This window comes from Roseomonas sp. GC11, assembly GCF_024437745.1.
GTDB lineage: Bacteria > Pseudomonadota > Alphaproteobacteria > Acetobacterales > Acetobacteraceae > Pseudoroseomonas.
The window spans coordinates 1-16466 of record NZ_JANFNY010000034.1 but is presented as its reverse complement, the minus strand read 5'-3'; the positions used below and the strand labels follow the sequence as shown (position 1 = coordinate 16466).

Sequence of the window (16466 nt, the reverse complement as noted above, 5' to 3'; positions counted from 1 at the left end):
CTTTTTTGGAAAAAAGAACCAAAAAACTTTTATCCGTTGGCGTCCCGCCGTGCCGGGAGACGGCGGCAGCCTGAAAGAAAGTCTTTTTGCTTCTTTTTCTTCAGAAAAAGAAGATCTTTCGAGATATTATAATCTCTTGATCAATTCCCGCGTGTAGGGCGCGAAGCCGAAGCGGCGATAGGCTTCCTCCGCCCGGTCATTGCCGGCGACGACGCCGATGAGCAGGCGCTTCAGGCCACGGGCGCGGGTGAGGCGCTCGGCCTCGGCGAGCAGGGCGCGGCCGATGCCCTGGCCACGCCAGGGCTCGCGCACGTAGAGATCCGCCACATAGCCATGCGCGCGCTCCGCCACGAAGGGGAGGTGGTGGCCGAAGGTGAGGAAAAGATGGGCGATGACGGCGCCCTCCTGCTCCGCCACCAGGGCGTGGCCCTGGCTTTCGGCGATGCGGGCGAGGACGGCATCAAGGGTCTCCCGCGCGCCCTCCGCATCGGTGCGGCGGTCGCCGGTGATGGCGTGCTCGAAGCGGTTGAGGCCGAGCGTCTGCGCCAGCAGGGTCTCGCGGTCATCGTCCCGGGCGGGGCGGATCACGAGGCCCATGCGGTGTTCCTCAGTTGAAGAGAGTAGAGACCGAGCTTTCCTCGGAGATGCGGCGCACCGCCTCGGCCAGCAGCGGGGCGATGGTGAGCTGGCGGATGTTGGAGGAGACGCGCACGGCCTCGGTGGCCTGGATGCTGTCCGTCACCACCATCTGCTCGATCGGCGCGGCGCCGATGCGGGCGACGGCGCCGCCCGAGAAGACGCCATGCGTCACATAGACCGAAGCCGAGCGGGCGCCGTTCTTCAGCAGTGCCTCGGCGGCGTTGCAGAGGGTGCCGCCGGAGTCGACGATGTCGTCCACCAGGATGCAGTCGCGGCCCTCGACATCACCGATGACGTTCATCACCTCGGAGACGCCGGCGCGGGGGCGGCGCTTGTCGATGATGGCGAGATCGGTGTGCAGGCGGGCGGCGATGGCGCGGGCGCGCACCACGCCGCCGACATCGGGGGAGACCACCATCAGGTCGCGGCCCTTGTAGCGCTCCAGGATGTCGCGCGCGAAGAGCGGGGCGGCGTAGAGGTTATCGACCGGGATGTCGAAGAAGCCCTGGATCTGGCCGGCATGGAGGTCGAGCGTCAGCACGCGGTCGGCGCCGGCCTCGGTGATCAGGTTGGCCACGAGCTTGGCCGAGATCGGCGTGCGGGGGCCGGACTTCCGGTCCTGCCGGGCATAGCCGAAATAGGGAATGACCGCGGTGATGCGCCGCGCCGAGCTGCGCTTCAGCGCATCCAGCGTGATCAGCAGCTCCATCAGGTTGTCATTGGCCGGGTAGGAGGTGGACTGCACCACGAACACGTCCTCGCCGCGGATGTTCTCGTGGATTTCCACGAAGACTTCCATATCGGCGAAGCGGCGGATGGAGGCCTGCGTCAGCGGCAGGTTGAGGGCAGCGGCCACCGCCTCGGCGAGGGGACGGTTGCTGTTGCAGGCGACGATCTTCATGGAGGCGGCATCTCCGGGCAGCGGGACCCTGGGCGAAGTCGGGCTGGGCAGTAGGCCGCCCGGCGGGGACGCGCGCGTGGTAGCAACGTGACGAAGTGATGTCCATCGCCGAGCGGCGCCACCGCCATGCGGGGGGTGCGATTCCGGGCTGCGTCGCCCCGCCGCGGCCCTGGGGGCCAGGCGGCTTGCCTTGAATGATACTTTATAACATAACATCTGCATGACCCTGCTCAGCGAAGCCTGGCTCGCGCCGCCGCCGCTTGGCCCCACCGTCATCGCCGGCGCGGGGCCGGAGGCGCTGATGGAAATCCTCCGCCCCGAGGCCAGCCTGGCGCTCTGGGCGCGGCCCCTGCCGCCGCCGCTGCGGGGGCAGGCCGCCGCCCTGGCCGCCCGCCCCTTCGAGGCCGTGGCGGAAGGCCCGCCGGAGGCGGCGCTGGCGTCGCTGTCCTGCGCGCTGCCCCTGGCCCTGCGGCATGACATGCTGGCGCTGTCGCTGTTGTTCTGCGGCATCGCCGGGCGGGAGGGGCTGCGCATCCGGCTGGAGGCGCTGGCGGGCGATGGCTGCCGGTTTTTCCATGCCGATGCGGTGGGGCTGCGGCTGCTCTGCACCTATCACGGCGCCGGCACGCAATGGCTGCCGCTGCCCGGTGGCGCGCGGGCGGCGCGCGCGCTGGACCCCGCCACCTGCCCCGCCCCCGAGCAGGCGGCGCCCGGCACCGTGCTGCTGATGAAGGGCGAGGGCCATCCCGGCCATGCCGGGCGCGGCCTCATCCACCGCTCGCCGCCGGCGCCGCCTGGGGCCGGGGCGCGGCTGCTGCTCTGCCTCGACGAACCCGGAAGGATCCCCCTGCCATGACCGATACCCGCCTGCCGGTGACCGTGCTCTCCGGCTTTCTCGGCGCCGGCAAGACGACGCTGCTCAACCACATCCTGGCCAACCGCGAGGGGCGGCGGGTGGCGGTGATCGTCAACGACATGTCGGAGGTGAATATCGACGCCGCCCTGGTGGCGCAGGGCGGCCAGCTTTCCCGCACCGAGGAGAAGCTGGTGGAGATGACCAATGGCTGCATCTGCTGCACCCTGCGCGAGGATCTGATGCGGGAGGTGGCGCGGCTGGCCGGGGAGGGGCGCTTCGATGCGCTGCTGATCGAGAGCACGGGCATCGCCGAGCCGATGCCGGTGGCCGCCACCTTCGATTTCCGGGATGAGGCGGGGCATTCGCTCTCCGACCTCGCGCGGCTGGACACGATGGTGACGGTGGTCGATGCCGCCGCCTTCCCGCGCGACTATGCCAGTGCCGAGACGCTGCGCCAGCGCGGCGAGGTGGCGGGGGAGGAGGATGGCCGCCTGCTGGTGGACCTGCTGGTGGAGCAGGCCGAATTCGCCGATGTGATCGTGCTGAACAAATGGGACCTCGTGCCGCCCGCGGAGCGCGGCACGGTGGTGGCCTTGCTGCGCGCGCTGAACCCCACGGCCGAGATCCTCCCCGCCGAGCAGGGCCGGGTGCCGCTGGGCAAGGTGCTGGGCACTGGCCTTTTCGACTTCGCGCGGGCGGGCCAGGCGGCGGGCTGGGCGCAGGCGCTGGCTGGCGGCCACCTGCCGGAATCCGAGGAATTCGGCCTGTCGAGCTTCGTCTGGCGGGCGCGGCGGCCGCTGGACCCGGAGCGTTTCCAGGCGCTGACCGCCAGCGACCTGCCCGGCGTGGTGCGCGCCAAGGGTTTTTTTTGGGTGGCGTCGCAGCCCGACGATGCCTTCAGCTGGCAACTGGCCGGCCGCATCGGCCGCCGCGAGCGGGTGGGCCGCTGGTGGAGCGCCGTCAGCCCCGAGCAGTGGCCTGACGACCCCGCCTGGCGCGCCCAGCTCCGCCAGCATTGGGAAGAACCCTGGGGCGACCGCCGCCAGGAGATCGTCTTCATCGGCATCGGCATGGATGAGCGCGCCCTCCGCGCCCAGCTTGATGCCTGTCTTTCTGTCAGGCTGCCGCCGTCTCGTTGAGAGGCGGGACTCTTTACGGATGGCGGGGTCCGGGGGGACCCTGTCCCCCCGGCGGGAGGGGTTTGGGGAGGGCGGAGCCCTCCCCATGGCTCATGGCCTCGGCGCGGCGGTGGCCGGCGCGGCCGCCGGTTCCGGTGCTTCCGGTGGCTGGACGGCGTTCTGGATCACGTCCTGCACGCCATGGGCGACCTGCTGGGCCACCACATAGGCCACATCGCCCCACAGCCCGTTGAGCGTGCCTTTCGGCACCTCGTTGATCTGCACGATGCGGCCCAGTTCGAAGCCATCGCGCCGGGTGACGATCCATTGCAGCTCGATGCGCTGGAGGTTGTTGGGCAGGTTGACCGCCTCCACCACCCCCTGCACCGCGTAGGTCGCGCCTTCCGCCTGATCCTGCGGCAGGTAGCCGAGGCGGTTGAGGAAATCGCGCAGCCGTTCGTTCAGGCTGGCATTGCCGTCGCCCGGCGCGCCCTTCACCCCGGCGAGGCGGATGCGCAGCGGGCCCTGCCCGGCCAGGGCGCGCGGGTCGCTGGCCTTGCGGGCGGCTTCCACCTGTTCCAGCAGCTTCGCCACCAGTGGGGCATCGCGGTTGGCGACCTCGCGGAACAGCGCATCCCCCTCCTGCCCCCAGCTGGCGAGGGGCACGGGCTGGCCTTCCGCCGCGCCCAGGCTGGCGCCATCGGCATCGCGCAGCTCGTAGCGGGGCACCAGCCTGTCCCCCCGCCGCGTGGTGGTGACGGAGAGGGGCCAGTCCAGCGGCCAGGGCGCGGGCAGGGCGGTGGCGGGGAGTTCGGCGCCGCGCAGCGCCTCGGCCAGGGTGGTGGCGAAGCGTTCCGCCCCCTGGTCGGTCAGCATGGCCTCGGCCGGGTAGGGCACGGCGATGCGGTAGGCGGGCGGGCGGATGAGGCGCGGCGCGTCGCCCCCCGGATTGCCCCAGAAGGGGTAGGGGCCGACGCAGGCCGAGAGCAGCAGCAGCGCCAGGGCCGGCAGCAGCCGGCGCACGCGGTCAGAGAAGGGCAAAACAGGACACCAGCATGCTCAGCATCATCAGGGCGATCAGCATCACCATATAGGGCATGGGCTCCTCCCCACCGGGTGGTCGTGTTGAAGAATTGCGGGGCGTGGAGGGAAAAGGAGGAGGCGGGCCGCGCCCCGGCATTTTGCATCCTGGGCATTTTGTACCCCGGGCGTTTTACACCCTGGGTGTTTTGTTTCCCCGGCGCCGTTGCGCTGGCCCTCAGGCCGGCGGCAGGGCGATGGCGGAAAGCTGGTGGCCGATCGGCCCTTCCCCCGCCAGGGTGCGGCGGCGGTGGCTGAAGAAGCGGCCGGCATCGGCGCAGGTATCGGCCGGCAGCACGCCCACCTTGCCCGCCCCGGCCTTGACCAGCCGGACGGCGCAATAGCCCGGCAGGTCGAACTGCCAGCGCCCTTCGCGCTTCCCCTCGCGGAAGAAGCGGGCATCCCCGGCCTCGCGCGCCAGCACGGCGTCGCGCAGGTCGGGGCCGACCTCGTAGGAATCCTGGCGGATGCAGGGGCCGACCACGGCGGCGATGCCGGCCCGGCTGGCGCCCAGCGCCTCCATGGCCTTCAGCGTCTCCTCCAGCACCCCGGCCACGGCGCCGCGCCAGCCGGCATGGGCCGCGCCCACCACCCCCGCCGCGGCATCGGCGAAGAGCACCGGCGCGCAGTCGGCGGTGACGATGCCCAGCGCCAGGCCCGGCCGGTTGGTCACCAGCGCATCGGCCTCCGGCCGCGCCTCGGGCGGGATGGCCTCGGTGACGGTGGCGACGGCCACGCCATGCACCTGGAAGGCGCCGCACAGCGCGCCGGCCGGCAGGCCGAGCGCCGCCATGGCGCGGGCGCGGTTGGTGGCCACGGCCTCCGCCGCGTCATGCCCGGCGAGGGAGCAGTTCAGCGTGGCGAAATTCCCCCGCGACACGCCGCCGCGGCGGGTGAAGAAGCCATGCGGCAGGGGGATCAGCGGGGCGGCGGAGAGAAATTCAGCGGTCATGCGGTCTCGAACCCCGGCAGGGTGGGCAGGGCAGGGTGGCAAAGCGCCAGCGCCTTGAACAGACGCCCCATTCCCTCCGGGGCGATCAGGCGCTGCGCGGCGGAAAGCTGCATCCCGGCGCTGGCCGGCGCGGCGCGGGCCAGCATGGCGGCGCGCGTCACAAGACCCAGCGATTGCAGGAAGATACCTTGCGGCACCGGGCCTTGGGCGGCGGCGCCGGCGGCGGTGGCGGCCTCGGCCACCGCCTGGAAATCGACATGGGCCGTGAGGTCCGCCCGGCCCGGATCGGCCAGCGGGTCCACCGCGCCATGGGCGGAAAGGGCCTGGAGCGATTCGCCGAATCCGCGATTCGCCGGGCCGTAGTCGAGGAAGAGGGCAGCGCCGCCCTGGGCCAGGAGCCGCGCGCCGAGATGGGCGGCCACGGCGCGGGCGGCCTCGCTCACCTCCTGGATGGCGCCCTCGGGCGCATCCTCCGGCAGGGGCGGGGCGGCCTCGGCCGGGCATTCGGTGAAGGCGCCGTTCTCCACGAAGCGCTCGCGCCATGTATCGCCGCGCCGGACGAACTGGCGGATCGGCAGGGCGTCGAGGAATTCATTGGCCAGGATCAGGGCGGGGCCAGGCGGGAGGTCCTCCACCCGGTCGTGCCAGAGGGGGGCGGCATCGGCCAGGGCGCGGGCCTGGGCGGCGCGCAGCAGCGGGCTCTGCTCCACCAGATGCAGCCGCAGCGCGGCGCGGAAGCCCGGCATCACCTGGGCGATGGCGCGCAGCGCATCGGCCATCAGCGTGCCGCGGCCAGGGCCAAGCTCGACCAGCAGGACCGGGTCGGGGCGGCCCATCGCCTGCCACGCCACCGCCGCCCAGAGGCCCAGGCATTCGCCGAAAGCCTGGGAGATCTCGGGGGCCGTCGTGAAATCGCCCCGCGCGCCGAAAGGGTCGCGGGCCGCGTAATAGGCCGCCACGGCGCGGGACATGAAATGGTCGAGGCGCTCGGGCATCTCTCTTCCCCCCTGTGGGAAAGAAAAAGGGCGGGGGAAAAGTGTTCCCCCGCACCCCCTTCCTTTCTGTCAGTTGCGCGGCGCCGGGCGGGCCAGCGCCATCAGCGCGAGACCAGCCAGCAGCATGGGGATGGACAGCAGCTGGCCCATGGTGGCGCCGCCCCAGAGGAAGCCCAGCTGCGCATCCGGCTGGCGGAAGAACTCGCCGATGATGCGCGCCACGCCATAACCCGCCAGGAAGGCGCCGGAGACGAAGCCTTCCCGCGCGCGCAGGGCCGGGACGCGGATCAGCAGCTGCAGGATCACGAAGAGGCAGAGGCCTTCCAGCGCCGCCTGATAGAGCTGGCTGGGGTGGCGCGGCTCGGGGCCGCCATGCGGGAAGACCATGGCCCAGGGCACATCCGTCACCCGGCCCCACAGCTCGCCATTGATGAAATTGGCCAGCCGGCCGAAGAACAGGCCGATCGGCACCACCGCCGTCACCCGGTCGCCGAAGCGGCGGATGCCGAGGCCGTATTTGCGGCAGAACAGCACCAGCGCCACGATCACCCCGGTGGCGCCGCCATGGAAGGACATGCCGCCCTTCCAGAGATACAGCGCCTCCCACGGGGCAGTCAGGTAGTGGTCGGGCTGGTAGAACAGCACATAGCCGAGCCGCCCGCCCAGGATGACGCCGAGCACCGCCCAGGTGACGAAATCATCCACCTGCTGCGCGGTGGCGGAGACGGGGGGCAGCGCCATCAGCCGCCGCGCCAGCCGCCAGCCCAGCAGGATGCCGGCGATATAGGCCAGCGCATACCAGCGGATGGCCAGCGGCCCGATCTCGATCAGCACCGGGTCGATGGCGGGGAAGGGAAGGGCGAGGAGCATGATCCGCCCGCCTTACCGGTAGGGGTCCGCCTGGGTCAGGAAGTCCTGCACATAGCGGCGGACCCCCTCTTCCAGGCTGGTGGCCGCGCCGGTGAAGCCGGCGGCGCGCAGCCGGTCCATCCGCGCCTGGGTGAAGTACTGGTACTTGCCCACGAGATCGGCCGGCATCTCGACGAACTGGATCTCCGGCGCCTTGCCCAGCGCGGCGTAAAGGGCGCGCGTCAGGTCGAGGAAGCTGCGCGCCGTGCCGGTGCCCACATTGAACAGCCCGCTCGCCTGCGGGTTGTCCAGCAGCCACAGCATGATGGCCACGCAGTCATCGACATGGACGAAGTCGCGCAGCTGCTCGCCATCGGCGATGCCCTCGCGGTCGGAGCGGAACAGCGTGGCCGGGGCGCCGGACAGGATCTGGCGGAATTTGTGCAGCACCACGCTGCTCATGCGGCCCTTGTGCTGCTCATTGGGGCCATAGACGTTGAAGAACTTCAGCCCCGCCCATTGCGGCGGCGCCGCCCGGCCGCGCGCCTGCAGGTCGGCGATGCGGCGGTCCGTCGCGTGCTTCGACCAGCCATAGAGGTTGAGCGGGCGCAGCTTCGCCAGCGCGGCGGGGCTGGCATCGTCGTCGAAGCCCTCCGCCCCGTCGCCATAGGTGGCGGCGGAGGAGGCATAGATCAGCCGCACCCCCTCCCGCGCGCACCATTCATAGAGGCCGAGGGTGAGGGCCAGGTTGTTCTCCGCCACCAGGTCGCCATCGCGCACCGTGGTGTCGCTGATGGCGCCGAGGTGGAAGATGGCCTCGGGGCGCGGCTGGCTCTCCAGCCAGCCCCACAGCTTCTCGGGCGGCAGCACCCCGGCGATGGGGTGGTGGGCGAGGTTGCGCCACTTCTCCCGCCCCGGGTCGCCGGCGCGCAACCGGTCGCACACCATCACTTCCGCGCCGCGCCCGCACAACGCGGCGACGAGGTTGGAGCCGATGAAACCGGCGCCGCCAGTGACCAGATACATGCGTGAGACCTTCCGCGGCATCGCGGGCGGGAGGGATGGCCGCCCGCCGGGCGGGCCGGGTATAGGCGGCGGGCGCGGCGGCCGGCAAGTTACGCCGCTTTTGGAGGGTGAACCGATGAGCTTCGGGTCTGAGGGCGGCAGCGGCCGCCGTGGGCGTATCTTCGACGATCTGGCCGGCATGGCCGGCGGGGCCTTCTCGGTGATGGCCGGGCTGCGCGCCGAGGTCGAGTCGCTGGCCAAGTCGCAGGTCGAGATCATGGCCCAGCGCCTGGAACTGGTGCGGCGGGAAGACCTGGACGCCGCGCTGGAGGTGGCCCGCCGGGCCCGCGAGGAAAGCGCCGCCCTGGCCGCCCGCGTCGCCGCGCTGGAGGCGAAGCTGGCCCCCGCCGCCGAGCCGCCCGCTGCCGAGGCGCCGGAAAGCGAGGGCGAAGAGGCGCATCCGGCCAAGCCGGTCTGAGGAAAAGCAGGGGGCTCCGCCCCCTGGCCCCCGCGAACAGAAGGCGGGGTCCGGGGGGACCCTGTCCCCCCGGCGGAGGGGTATGGGGAGGCAGCGCCTCCCCATTCTTAATATCGGTAATAATACCCCGGCGGCGGCCCGTAATAGCGCGGCGGCGGCGGGGGCGGCGGGCGGTAGTAACGCGGCGGCGGCGCGTAATAGGCGCGCGGCGGCGGCCCGTAGTAGTAGCGCGGCGGGGGCGGCGGCGGCGCGTACCAGCCATGGCGGCGCCAGTGGTCATGCGCCTCGGCGGGCGCGGGGGCGGCCGCCATGCCCAGCATCAGGCCCGCGGCGGCCAGCCCGATCGCGGCAAGTTTGCGAAAGCCGGGCATGGGTTGGTTCCTCCTCGACATGTCCCCAAAGATGGAGAACGCGTAAGGCGGAACCGTGGCACCGGGTGGGCGGCTTCATGGCCGCGCCCCCGGCGCCGGTCACGGCTTCGTGTCAGCCCTCGCTGAAGACGCGGGCGAAGATGGTGTCCACGTTGCGGAAATCGCGGCGCGGGTCGATCGCCGCGTCCAGCCCGGCGGCGTCGAGCCTGCCGGCCACTTCCTCATCGGCCAGCAGGTTGTCGCGGAAGGTCATGGCATCGGGCTTGCCGAGCTTCGTCCAGGTGGCCATGGCGGCGCGCTGCACGGCGCGGTAGGCGCCCTCGCGCGAGAGGCCGGCCTGGGTCAGCGCCAGCAGCACCTTCTGGCTGTGCACCACGCCGCCCAGGCTCTCCAGGTTCTCCGTCATCCGCTCGGGGTAGATGGTCAGCTTCTCCATCATCCCGGCGGCGCGGATCAGTGCGAAGTCGAGGGCGATGGTGGCATCCGGGCCGATGACGCGCTCCACCGAGGAGTGGCTGATGTCGCGCTCATGCCACAGCGCCACATTCTCCAGCGCCGGCATGGCATAGCCGCGCACCAGCCGGGCGAGGCCGGTGAGGTTCTCGGAGAGCACCGGGTTGCGCTTGTGCGGCATGGCGGAGGACCCCTTCTGGCCGGGGTGGAAATATTCCTCCGCCTCGCGCACCTCGCTGCGCTGCAGGTGGCGCACCTCGGTGGCCAGCCGCTCGATGGCCGAGGCGACGACGGCGAGGGCGCAGAAATAGGCCGCGTGGCGGTCGCGCGGGATGACCTGGGTGGAGACCGGCTCCACCGCCAGGCCGAGCTTGCCGGCCACGAATTCCTCGACGCGCGGATCGACGCTGGCAAAGGTGCCGACGGGGCCGGAGATGGCGCAGGTGGCGACCTCGGCGCGGGCGGCGACGAGGCGGGCGCGGCAGCGGGCGAACTCGGCATAATGCCCGGCCAGCTTCAGGCCGAAGGTCGTCGGCTCGGCATGGATGCCGTGGCTGCGGCCGATGGTGGGGGTGAACTTGTGCTCCAGCGCCCGCGCCTTCAGCGCCGCCAGCAGGCGGTCGAGATCGGCGATCAGCAGGTCGGCCGCGCGCACCATCTGGACGGAGAGGCAGGTGTCCAGCACGTCGGAGCTGGTCATGCCCTGGTGCATGAAGCGGGCCTCGGGGCCGATGCCCTCGCCCAGCCAGGTGAGGAAGGCGATGACGTCGTGGCGCGTCTCGCGCTCGATCTCGTCGATGCGGTCGAGATCGGCCTGGGTGATGCCGGCGGCGCGCGGCGCGCCCTTCTCACGGATCACGCGGGCGGCCTCGGCGGGGATGGTGCCGAGCTGGCCCATCGCCTCGGCCGCCAGGGCCTCGATCTCGAACCAGATGCGGAAGCGGGATTCGGGGGACCAGATGGCCGCCATCTCGGGGCGGCTGTAGCGCGGCACCATGCCGATTCTCCTGCGCAGGGGCGGGGGGAGGCCGGCTCGCGGACGGCCCGGATGGGCGGGGGAATGGCGGTGGCGGCGGCCCCCGTCAACCATGCGCCGGGGGGCAAAATGAACATGTCCGACATATGACTGTTGTGCAATGCGTGGGGCCGCTTTATGCGCCGGAAGCTCAGACCGGGAAGGGACACGGTTTCATGGATTTGTCGGCTTTCGTGCCGGAACTGATCGCGCTGGGGCAGGTGTTGCTGATCGACCTGGTGCTGGCGGGTGACAATGCCATCGTGGTGGGCATGGCGGCCGCCGGCCTGCCGACGGAGCAGCGGCGCAAGGCCATCTTCTGGGGCATTGCCGCCGCGACGCTGATGCGTATCGGCTTCGCCGCCATCACCACGCAGCTCCTGGCCATTGTCGGGCTGACCCTGGCGGGCGGCGTGCTGCTGCTCTGGGTCTGCTACAAGATGTTCCGCGAATTGCAGCGCGGTCATGCGGCGGAGGGCGAGGTGGAGGCGGCCGAGCACGCCGCCCCGGCCGATGGCAAGACGCTGCGCGGCGCCATCATCCAGATCCTGGTCGCTGACGTCTCCATGAGCCTGGACAATGTCCTGGCCGTGGCCGGCGCGGCGAAGGAGCATCTGTGGGTGCTGGTGCTGGGCCTTGGCATCTCGGTGGTGCTGATGGGCGTGGCGGCGACCTTCATCGCCAAGCTGCTGGAACGCCACCGCTGGATCGCCTGGGTCGGCCTGCTGGTCATCCTCTATGTGGCGGCGGACATGATCTGGACCGGGGGTGGCGAGGTGCTGCCCTATCTCGGCCTGGGCGGGCCCCGCGCCGGCTGACACGCAGGCACCGCAGGGGGGGGCACCGCAAGGGGCCCCGGCCCCGCGGAGCGCTGGCTTGAGCAAAGGCCCCGGCCCCGTGCCGGGGCCTTTCTGTTTGGGGGGCGACCTTCTCCCCAAGGCGTGAAAAAAGATGAATCCGCTGTCATGCGCTGGACAGGGCGGCCCGGCCCCGGCGGGCGGCGGCGCCTTGACGCTTCGCCCCCTACCCCTGAGCGTGCCGCGGCGCCCCCGGGCGCTGCTCCCCCTGTGAACGCGCCCCGCGGCCCTGGCCGCGCGGCGGGCGCTCCGGGGCCGTGCCCAGGGCCGCCCGCGCGGTGGGGCCGGGCCGGGCGGCACCGGGGCAGAGATTGTCACATGGGGTAGGAATCTGATGGAAAACCTGACCGGCATGCTCGGGCCGCTGGCCGAGATCATCTGGCTGAATGTCATCCTCTCGGGCGACAATGCGGTGGTGATCGGCCTGGCGGCCGCCGGGCTGCCCGCGCATCAGCGCGGGCGTGCCGTGCTGTTCGGCGTGGTGGCGGCGGCGGTGCTGCGCATCGTCTTCTCGATCTTCGCCACGCTGCTGCTGTCGCTCTGGTGGGTCGATCTCGTGGGCGGCGCGGCGCTGCTCTACATCGCCTGGAGCTTCCTGAGGGAGCTGCGCCACGGCGGTGGCGAGGAAGGCGGCGAGTCCGCCCATGCCGAGGACAAGACGCTGCTCCAGGCGCTGTGGCAGATCATCCTGGCCGATGTCTCGATGAGCCTGGACAATGTGCTGGCGGTGGCGGGCGTGGCGCGCTCCAACCTGTCGCTGCTGGTGGTGGGCCTGGCGATCTCGATCGTCATGATGGGCCTGGCCGGCGGGCTGCTGGCGAAGCTGCTGGATCGGTACAAGATCATCGCCTATGTCGGCGTGGCTCTGATTGCCTATATCGGCTTCGAGCTGCTCTGGGAGGGCCTGATCATGGCGAACACCACTCTGCACCTTGGCCTGCCGCTGCCGGGGGCTGCGCATTGAAGGCCGCCGGGCTCGGCCTGTGGCTGGTTCTGGGCGCGGGCGGCCTGCTGGCCGGCTGCGCGGTGGATCCGGAGGGGCAGGCCGCGACCGGCGCCGCGAGGGCCGCGCCGCGGCCCAGCCTGGATGCCACGCTGGCCCGATTGCCGGAGCAGGCGGCCGGCTTCAGCCGTGGCATGACCACCGATATGGAAGCCACCCAGCCCGGCCAGGGCCGGGCGGTGGACTATGCCACCCCGGCACGGCCGGGGCTGGCGGCGCGGGCGGCGATCGCCTCGGTCATGATCTATGACCATGGCCACCCGCCGCTTGGCGCGGAGACCCCGGCGGCGCTGATCACCACCAAGCTGGATGAAGGCATCGCCGAGGCCACCAGCCCGGCCCCCGGCCGCCGTATGAACGAGGCCGGGCGCCATACCCTCACCGTGCCAGGCGGCGCCGTGCCGCTGCAATGCGCGGTGCTGGAGGGTAATTATGGCCGTACGGCGATGTGGCAGCAGATCTGCGTCGGCGTGGCCGCCGGGCGGTTCCTGAAGGTCTTCGTCGCCGTGCCGACCCGCCAGAAGGCCCTGCTGGGCGAGGCGGATGCGGATGCCTTCGCGCAGGCCATCGCGCAGGGGCTGTCGTGAAGGCCAAGCGATAAGAATTCTACCAGGCCGCCGCCGTCTCCCGGCGCAGCGGGACGCTTAGCTGGAAAAAGTTTTTTGGTTCTTTTTTTCAAAAAAGAACCCTTTGTTTTTTCTGAAAATATTATCGCTGTCTGGGCCAGTCGAGGCGCGGCTCGGCACGGCGCGGCTGGGCCTGGGCCCAGGTGGGCGGCGGCGGCACGGGCGGGGTGATGCGGGGGGCCTCGCGTTCCACCGGCGTGGCGCCGCGCTGGGCGGAGAGCGAGGGCGGCTCGGCCCATTCATCGGTGGGCGGGGCGGCGGCGCGGCGGGCCAGGGCCGGCTCCTGGAGCATCAGGGCGAGGTCGCGCAGCTCGGCCTGGATTTCGTCCAGCTGGACCTCCATGGCGTCCAGCCGCGCCTTCAGGCCGAAGACGCTGAAGGGCATCAGCAGGAAGGCGGCGGCGCAGAGCAGCCCGAGCAGGAGCAGCAGCAGCCCCGTCCACTCCGGCATGCCCGGAATGGAGAGGGAAGCCACGATGTTGCGCACGCCGTCCATGCCGTCAGCCGCCTGTCACGCTCATGTGGCGCGCCACCGCGGGGCGGTTGCTGCGCCGGTCGATGACGAAATCATGCCCCTTCGGCTTGCGGGCGATGGCCGCCTCGATCGCCGCGCGCAACCCCGCCTCGTCCACTGAGGGGTCGCGGAGGATGGCGCGCAGATCCGCCGCATCCTCCTGGCCCAGGCACATATACAACGTTCCGGTGCAGGTGAGGCGCACCCGGTTGCAGCTTTCACAGAAATTGTGGGTCATGGGCGTGATGAAGCCCAGCCGCCGCCCCGTCTCGCGGATGGTCATGTAGCGCGCCGGGCCGCCGGTGGCGTAGTCCGTCTCCTCCAGCGTCCAGGTCTCGCGCAGGCGGCGGCGGACCAGGGAGAGGGGGAGGTACTGGTCCGTCCGGTCCTCGTTGATCTCGCCGAGCGGCATGGTCTCGATCAGGGTGAGGTCGAAGCCATGCTCGCCGCACCAGGCGATGAGGCGGTCGAACTCGTCCTCGTTGACGCCCTTCATGGCCACGGCGTTGATCTTGATGGCGAGGCCGGCGGCCTTGGCGGCGAAGATGCCGTCCAGCGTCTTCTCGATATCGCCCCAGCGGGTCAGCGCCTTGAAGCGGCCGGGGTCGAGCGAGTCGAGCGAGACGTTGATGCGCCGCACGCCGGCGGCATGGAGCCCCTCGGCATGCTTCGCCAGCTGGGTGCCGTTGGTGGTCAGCGTCAGTTCGCGCAGGCCCTGCGGGCCGATGCGGGCGCCGAGATTCTTCACCAGCGACATGACATCGCGCCGCACCAGCGGCTCACCCCCCGTCAGGCGGATGCGCTCGACGCCGAGGCCGATGAAGGCGCCACAGAGGCGGTCCAGCTCCTCCAGGGTGAGAAGCTGGGCCTTGGGGAGGAAGGTCATGTCCTCCGCCATGCAGTAGACGCAGCGGAGATCACACCGGTCGGTCACGGAGACACGGAGATAGCTGATCCGCCGGCCGAACGGGTCGATCATGCGGGAAAGGTCCTGTTCGTGGAGCTCACGTGTATTTGGGCCGCCTCCCCCAGGGGGCGCAAGGGGGCATGGGGGGCGCCATGCAGGGGGAGGAGAAAGGGTTCTTTTTTGAAAAAAAGAACCAAAAAACTTTTATCAGTTTGGCGTCCCGCCGTGCCGGGAAACGGCGGCAGCCTGAAAAAAAACTAACCCAGCAGAGCGAAGCCGCCAGCGGCGAGCAGGGCCACCAGCGCCATCCGGCGATACCAGGCGACGGGGATGACGTGGAAGAGCCTGGCCCCGACCGGCACGGCGCCGAGCAGGACGGGCAGCATCAGCGCCACCAGCAGCAGCACCGGCAGGCCCATCAGCCCGCCCCAGAGGGGGGGAATGACGGCGGCGATGCCGATCACCCCGAAATAGAGGATGAGGTTGGCACGGTGCTGGGCGGCGGCCTCGGGGCCGGAGAGCAGGTAGAGGATGACCGGCGGGCCGGACATGCCGGTGGCCCCCTTCATCAGGCCGGAGACGGTGCCGATGGCGAGGTTGAGGGCGAGCGGCCGGCTGCCGTGGTAGCGCCAGGGCGACATCAGCAGCAGGCCGAAGCCGAGGACGAGGGCGCCGATCGCCTGCCGCAGCACCGCGCCATCGGCGGCGAAGAGGATGATGGCGCCAACCGGCGTGGCCAGCACCGCCGCCGCGCTCATGGAGAAAATGACGCGCTGGTTGGCCTGGGCGATGGCGCGCGGCAGCAGATAGGCGGAGACGGCGAGTTCCATCAGCAGCATCACCGGCACGCCGGTGCGCGGCCCCCAGAGGGTGGAATAGACCGGGGCGAGCAGGATGGCGGTGCCGAAGCCGGAATAGCCGCGCATCAGCCCGGCGATGGCGGTGGCCAGGGCGGCGACCAGCAGCGGCCCCGGCTGGAGCAGGGCCAGGGCGGCCTCCCAGGCCGCCTCCCAACCGGCGCTCATGGCGCGTCCAGGATGTCGAGCGTGACCGTGGCGGTGTTGATGAGGAGCTTTCCGGCGTGCTCGAAATTCACGGTCACGCGCGGGCCGGCGACGGATTGCACCTGCCCCACCCCCCATTCGGGACGGTCGGGGTGGCGGACCAGGAGGCCGGGTTCAAGAGGCATGGACATGCCGCCAGGGTGCCGGGTGCTGGCGGAGCGGGCGAGGGGGTGGCATCATGGTGAATGATCACGGAATCGTGAGATTAACCGGCTGGGCAGGCCGGCTGTCCTAGAGCCTGCCCGCCCCTGCGTCCGCCCGTGGCCTTGCGGCCGGGCCGCGGGCCATGCGGAAGGAGAGCGGCGATGGAAGCCGAGGCAGCGCTGGCGCAGGATCTCTGCGCGCGTCTGTGCCACGACCTGGTGGGGCCCCTGGGCACCGTGGCCGGGGCGATCGACCTGCTGGCGGAGGATCCTGAGGCGGCGGAGCTGGCGCGCGATGCGGCGGCGGTGCTGCGGCGCCGGCTGAAATTCTGGCGCGCCGCCTGTGGCGCGGGGACGGGCCCGCTCTCCCTGCAGGAGGTGCAGGCGCTGCTGGAGGGGATGCTGGCCGGCGGCCGCGCCACGCTCCAGCCCGAGTCGCTGCCGGAGTCGGAGGTGCTGGGCGCGGCCGAGGCGCAGCTTCTGCTGTCGGGCGCCATGCTGGCGGGGGAGGCGCTGCCGCGCGGCGGGGTGGTGCGGCTGCGGCGCGGCGGGGGCGGCAGCCTGGTGCTGCAGCCGGAGGGGCGGAGCGCGGCCTGGCCGCCGGTGCTGGCGGCGCTGCTGGCGGCCCCGGAGGAGGAGG

At 71.2% G+C, this 16466-nt stretch carries 20 protein-coding genes; 7 read left to right on the top strand and 13 right to left on the bottom strand.

The window, feature by feature from the left end:
* Positions 1-126: 126 nt before the first annotated feature.
* Positions 127-597 (bottom strand): GNAT family N-acetyltransferase, encoded by a 471-nt coding sequence (locus tag NON00_RS12300; RefSeq protein ID WP_256021291.1) that lies wholly within the window; start codon positions 595-597, stop codon positions 127-129.
* A gap of 10 nt (positions 598-607) precedes the next feature.
* Positions 608-1540, bottom strand: a complete 933-nt coding sequence (locus tag NON00_RS12295) for a ribose-phosphate pyrophosphokinase (RefSeq protein ID WP_256021289.1) — start codon at positions 1538-1540, stop codon at positions 608-610.
* Between the two features lie 220 nt (positions 1541-1760).
* Between NON00_RS12295 and NON00_RS12290 the strand changes: the two genes are divergently transcribed.
* Both NON00_RS12290 and NON00_RS12285 read left to right on the top strand, forming a co-directional pair.
* The gene (locus tag NON00_RS12290) at positions 1761-2396 is read left to right on the top strand and encodes a DUF1826 domain-containing protein (RefSeq protein WP_256021287.1); all 636 of its coding nucleotides are present in this window, start codon (positions 1761-1763) and stop codon (positions 2394-2396) included.
* The gene (locus NON00_RS12285; protein WP_256021285.1) at positions 2393-3535 is read left to right on the top strand and encodes a GTP-binding protein; all 1143 of its coding nucleotides are present in this window, start codon (positions 2393-2395) and stop codon (positions 3533-3535) included. The genes NON00_RS12290 and NON00_RS12285 overlap by 4 nt, the downstream gene beginning before the upstream one ends.
* 90 nt (positions 3536-3625) lie before the next feature.
* Here the strand turns inward: NON00_RS12285 and NON00_RS12280 are convergent, their stop codons facing one another.
* From NON00_RS12280 to rfaD, 5 genes are all read right to left on the bottom strand, one after another.
* Entirely contained in the window at positions 3626-4555 is a 930-nt protein-coding gene (locus NON00_RS12280; protein WP_256021282.1) for a hypothetical protein, read from the bottom strand.
* 217 nt (positions 4556-4772) lie between these two features.
* Positions 4773-5546, bottom strand: coding sequence for a peptidoglycan editing factor PgeF (gene pgeF, locus NON00_RS12275; RefSeq protein WP_256021280.1), 774 nt, complete (start codon positions 5544-5546; stop codon positions 4773-4775).
* Positions 5543-6541, bottom strand: a complete 999-nt coding sequence (locus NON00_RS12270; protein ID WP_256021278.1) for a class I SAM-dependent methyltransferase — start codon at positions 6539-6541, stop codon at positions 5543-5545. The genes pgeF and NON00_RS12270 overlap by 4 nt, the downstream gene beginning before the upstream one ends.
* 69 nt (positions 6542-6610) lie before the next feature.
* The gene (gene lgt, locus NON00_RS12265) at positions 6611-7411 is read right to left on the bottom strand and encodes a prolipoprotein diacylglyceryl transferase (protein ID WP_256021276.1); all 801 of its coding nucleotides are present in this window, start codon (positions 7409-7411) and stop codon (positions 6611-6613) included.
* Positions 7412-7423: 12 nt separating this feature from the next.
* Positions 7424-8416, bottom strand: coding sequence for an ADP-glyceromanno-heptose 6-epimerase (gene rfaD / locus NON00_RS12260; protein WP_256021275.1), 993 nt, complete (start codon positions 8414-8416; stop codon positions 7424-7426).
* A 115-nt stretch (positions 8417-8531) separates the two neighbouring features.
* Between rfaD and NON00_RS12255 the strand changes: the two genes are divergently transcribed.
* Positions 8532-8873: an accessory factor UbiK family protein gene (locus tag NON00_RS12255; protein ID WP_256021273.1), complete on the top strand. Its 342-nt coding sequence runs from the start codon at positions 8532-8534 to the stop codon at positions 8871-8873.
* Positions 8874-8980: 107 nt separating this feature from the next.
* On the opposite strand, the gene NON00_RS12250 is transcribed toward NON00_RS12255, so the two are convergent.
* Positions 8981-9244: a hypothetical protein gene (locus NON00_RS12250; protein WP_256021272.1), complete on the bottom strand. Its 264-nt coding sequence runs from the start codon at positions 9242-9244 to the stop codon at positions 8981-8983.
* A gap of 112 nt (positions 9245-9356) precedes the next feature.
* The gene (gene purB, locus NON00_RS12245) at positions 9357-10694 is read right to left on the bottom strand and encodes an adenylosuccinate lyase (protein WP_256021270.1); all 1338 of its coding nucleotides are present in this window, start codon (positions 10692-10694) and stop codon (positions 9357-9359) included.
* A gap of 194 nt (positions 10695-10888) precedes the next feature.
* On the opposite strand from purB, the gene NON00_RS12240 reads away from it, so the two are divergent.
* The 3 genes from NON00_RS12240 to NON00_RS12230 all read left to right on the top strand — a co-directional run bounded on the left by NON00_RS12240 (position 10889) and on the right by NON00_RS12230 (position 13159).
* Positions 10889-11530, top strand: coding sequence for a TerC family protein (locus NON00_RS12240; RefSeq protein WP_256021266.1), 642 nt, complete (start codon positions 10889-10891; stop codon positions 11528-11530).
* A 373-nt stretch (positions 11531-11903) separates the two neighbouring features.
* Positions 11904-12533, top strand: a complete 630-nt coding sequence (locus NON00_RS12235) for a YjbE family putative metal transport protein (RefSeq protein WP_256021265.1) — start codon at positions 11904-11906, stop codon at positions 12531-12533.
* On the top strand, positions 12530-13159 hold the full coding sequence (locus NON00_RS12230) for a hypothetical protein (RefSeq protein WP_256021263.1): 630 nt from the start codon (positions 12530-12532) through the stop codon (positions 13157-13159). Before NON00_RS12235 ends, NON00_RS12230 begins: the two co-directional genes overlap by 4 nt.
* A 121-nt stretch (positions 13160-13280) precedes the next feature.
* On the opposite strand, the gene NON00_RS12225 is transcribed toward NON00_RS12230, so the two are convergent.
* From NON00_RS12225 to NON00_RS12210, 4 genes are all read right to left on the bottom strand, one after another.
* The gene (locus NON00_RS12225; RefSeq protein ID WP_256021261.1) at positions 13281-13694 is read right to left on the bottom strand and encodes a hypothetical protein; all 414 of its coding nucleotides are present in this window, start codon (positions 13692-13694) and stop codon (positions 13281-13283) included.
* A gap of 4 nt (positions 13695-13698) precedes the next feature.
* Positions 13699-14691 carry a GTP 3',8-cyclase MoaA gene (gene moaA, locus NON00_RS12220; protein ID WP_256021259.1) on the bottom strand — a complete coding sequence of 331 codons (993 nt, stop codon included), beginning with the start codon at positions 14689-14691 and terminating at the stop codon, positions 13699-13701.
* A 185-nt stretch (positions 14692-14876) separates the two neighbouring features.
* Positions 14877-15644, bottom strand: a complete 768-nt coding sequence (locus tag NON00_RS12215) for a sulfite exporter TauE/SafE family protein (RefSeq protein ID WP_256021254.1) — start codon at positions 15642-15644, stop codon at positions 14877-14879.
* Positions 15641-15814: a DUF3553 domain-containing protein gene (locus NON00_RS12210; RefSeq protein WP_256021251.1), complete on the bottom strand. Its 174-nt coding sequence runs from the start codon at positions 15812-15814 to the stop codon at positions 15641-15643. The genes NON00_RS12215 and NON00_RS12210 overlap by 4 nt, the downstream gene beginning before the upstream one ends.
* Positions 15815-15988: 174 nt before the next feature.
* Between NON00_RS12210 and NON00_RS12205 the strand changes: the two genes are divergently transcribed.
* Positions 15989-16466: histidine phosphotransferase family protein (locus tag NON00_RS12205; protein WP_256021249.1), on the top strand; the 478-nt coding region annotated here is incomplete at its 3' end.

Coding starts and splice junctions, on each gene's coding strand:
- NON00_RS12210 (WP_256021251.1), bottom strand. CDS start 15,814: ATGTCCATGCCTCTTGAACCCGGCCTCCTGGTCCGCCACCCCGACCGT.
- moaA (WP_256021259.1), bottom strand. CDS start 14,691: ATGATCGACCCGTTCGGCCGGCGGATCAGCTATCTCCGTGTCTCCGTG.
- NON00_RS12285 (WP_256021285.1), top strand. CDS start 2,393: ATGACCGATACCCGCCTGCCGGTGACCGTGCTCTCCGGCTTTCTCGGC.
- NON00_RS12290 (WP_256021287.1), top strand. CDS start 1,761: ATGACCCTGCTCAGCGAAGCCTGGCTCGCGCCGCCGCCGCTTGGCCCC.
- NON00_RS12270 (WP_256021278.1), bottom strand. CDS start 6,541: ATGCCCGAGCGCCTCGACCATTTCATGTCCCGCGCCGTGGCGGCCTAT.
- lgt (WP_256021276.1), bottom strand. CDS start 7,411: ATGCTCCTCGCCCTTCCCTTCCCCGCCATCGACCCGGTGCTGATCGAG.
- NON00_RS12235 (WP_256021265.1), top strand. CDS start 11,904: ATGGAAAACCTGACCGGCATGCTCGGGCCGCTGGCCGAGATCATCTGG.
- purB (WP_256021270.1), bottom strand. CDS start 10,694: ATGGTGCCGCGCTACAGCCGCCCCGAGATGGCGGCCATCTGGTCCCCC.
- NON00_RS12240 (WP_256021266.1), top strand. CDS start 10,889: ATGGATTTGTCGGCTTTCGTGCCGGAACTGATCGCGCTGGGGCAGGTG.
- NON00_RS12215 (WP_256021254.1), bottom strand. CDS start 15,644: ATGAGCGCCGGTTGGGAGGCGGCCTGGGAGGCCGCCCTGGCCCTGCTC.
- NON00_RS12250 (WP_256021272.1), bottom strand. CDS start 9,244: ATGCCCGGCTTTCGCAAACTTGCCGCGATCGGGCTGGCCGCCGCGGGC.
- NON00_RS12295 (WP_256021289.1), bottom strand. CDS start 1,540: ATGAAGATCGTCGCCTGCAACAGCAACCGTCCCCTCGCCGAGGCGGTG.
- NON00_RS12225 (WP_256021261.1), bottom strand. CDS start 13,694: ATGGACGGCGTGCGCAACATCGTGGCTTCCCTCTCCATTCCGGGCATG.
- pgeF (WP_256021280.1), bottom strand. CDS start 5,546: ATGACCGCTGAATTTCTCTCCGCCGCCCCGCTGATCCCCCTGCCGCAT.
- rfaD (WP_256021275.1), bottom strand. CDS start 8,416: ATGTATCTGGTCACTGGCGGCGCCGGTTTCATCGGCTCCAACCTCGTC.
- NON00_RS12255 (WP_256021273.1), top strand. CDS start 8,532: ATGAGCTTCGGGTCTGAGGGCGGCAGCGGCCGCCGTGGGCGTATCTTC.
- NON00_RS12300 (WP_256021291.1), bottom strand. CDS start 597: ATGGGCCTCGTGATCCGCCCCGCCCGGGACGATGACCGCGAGACCCTG.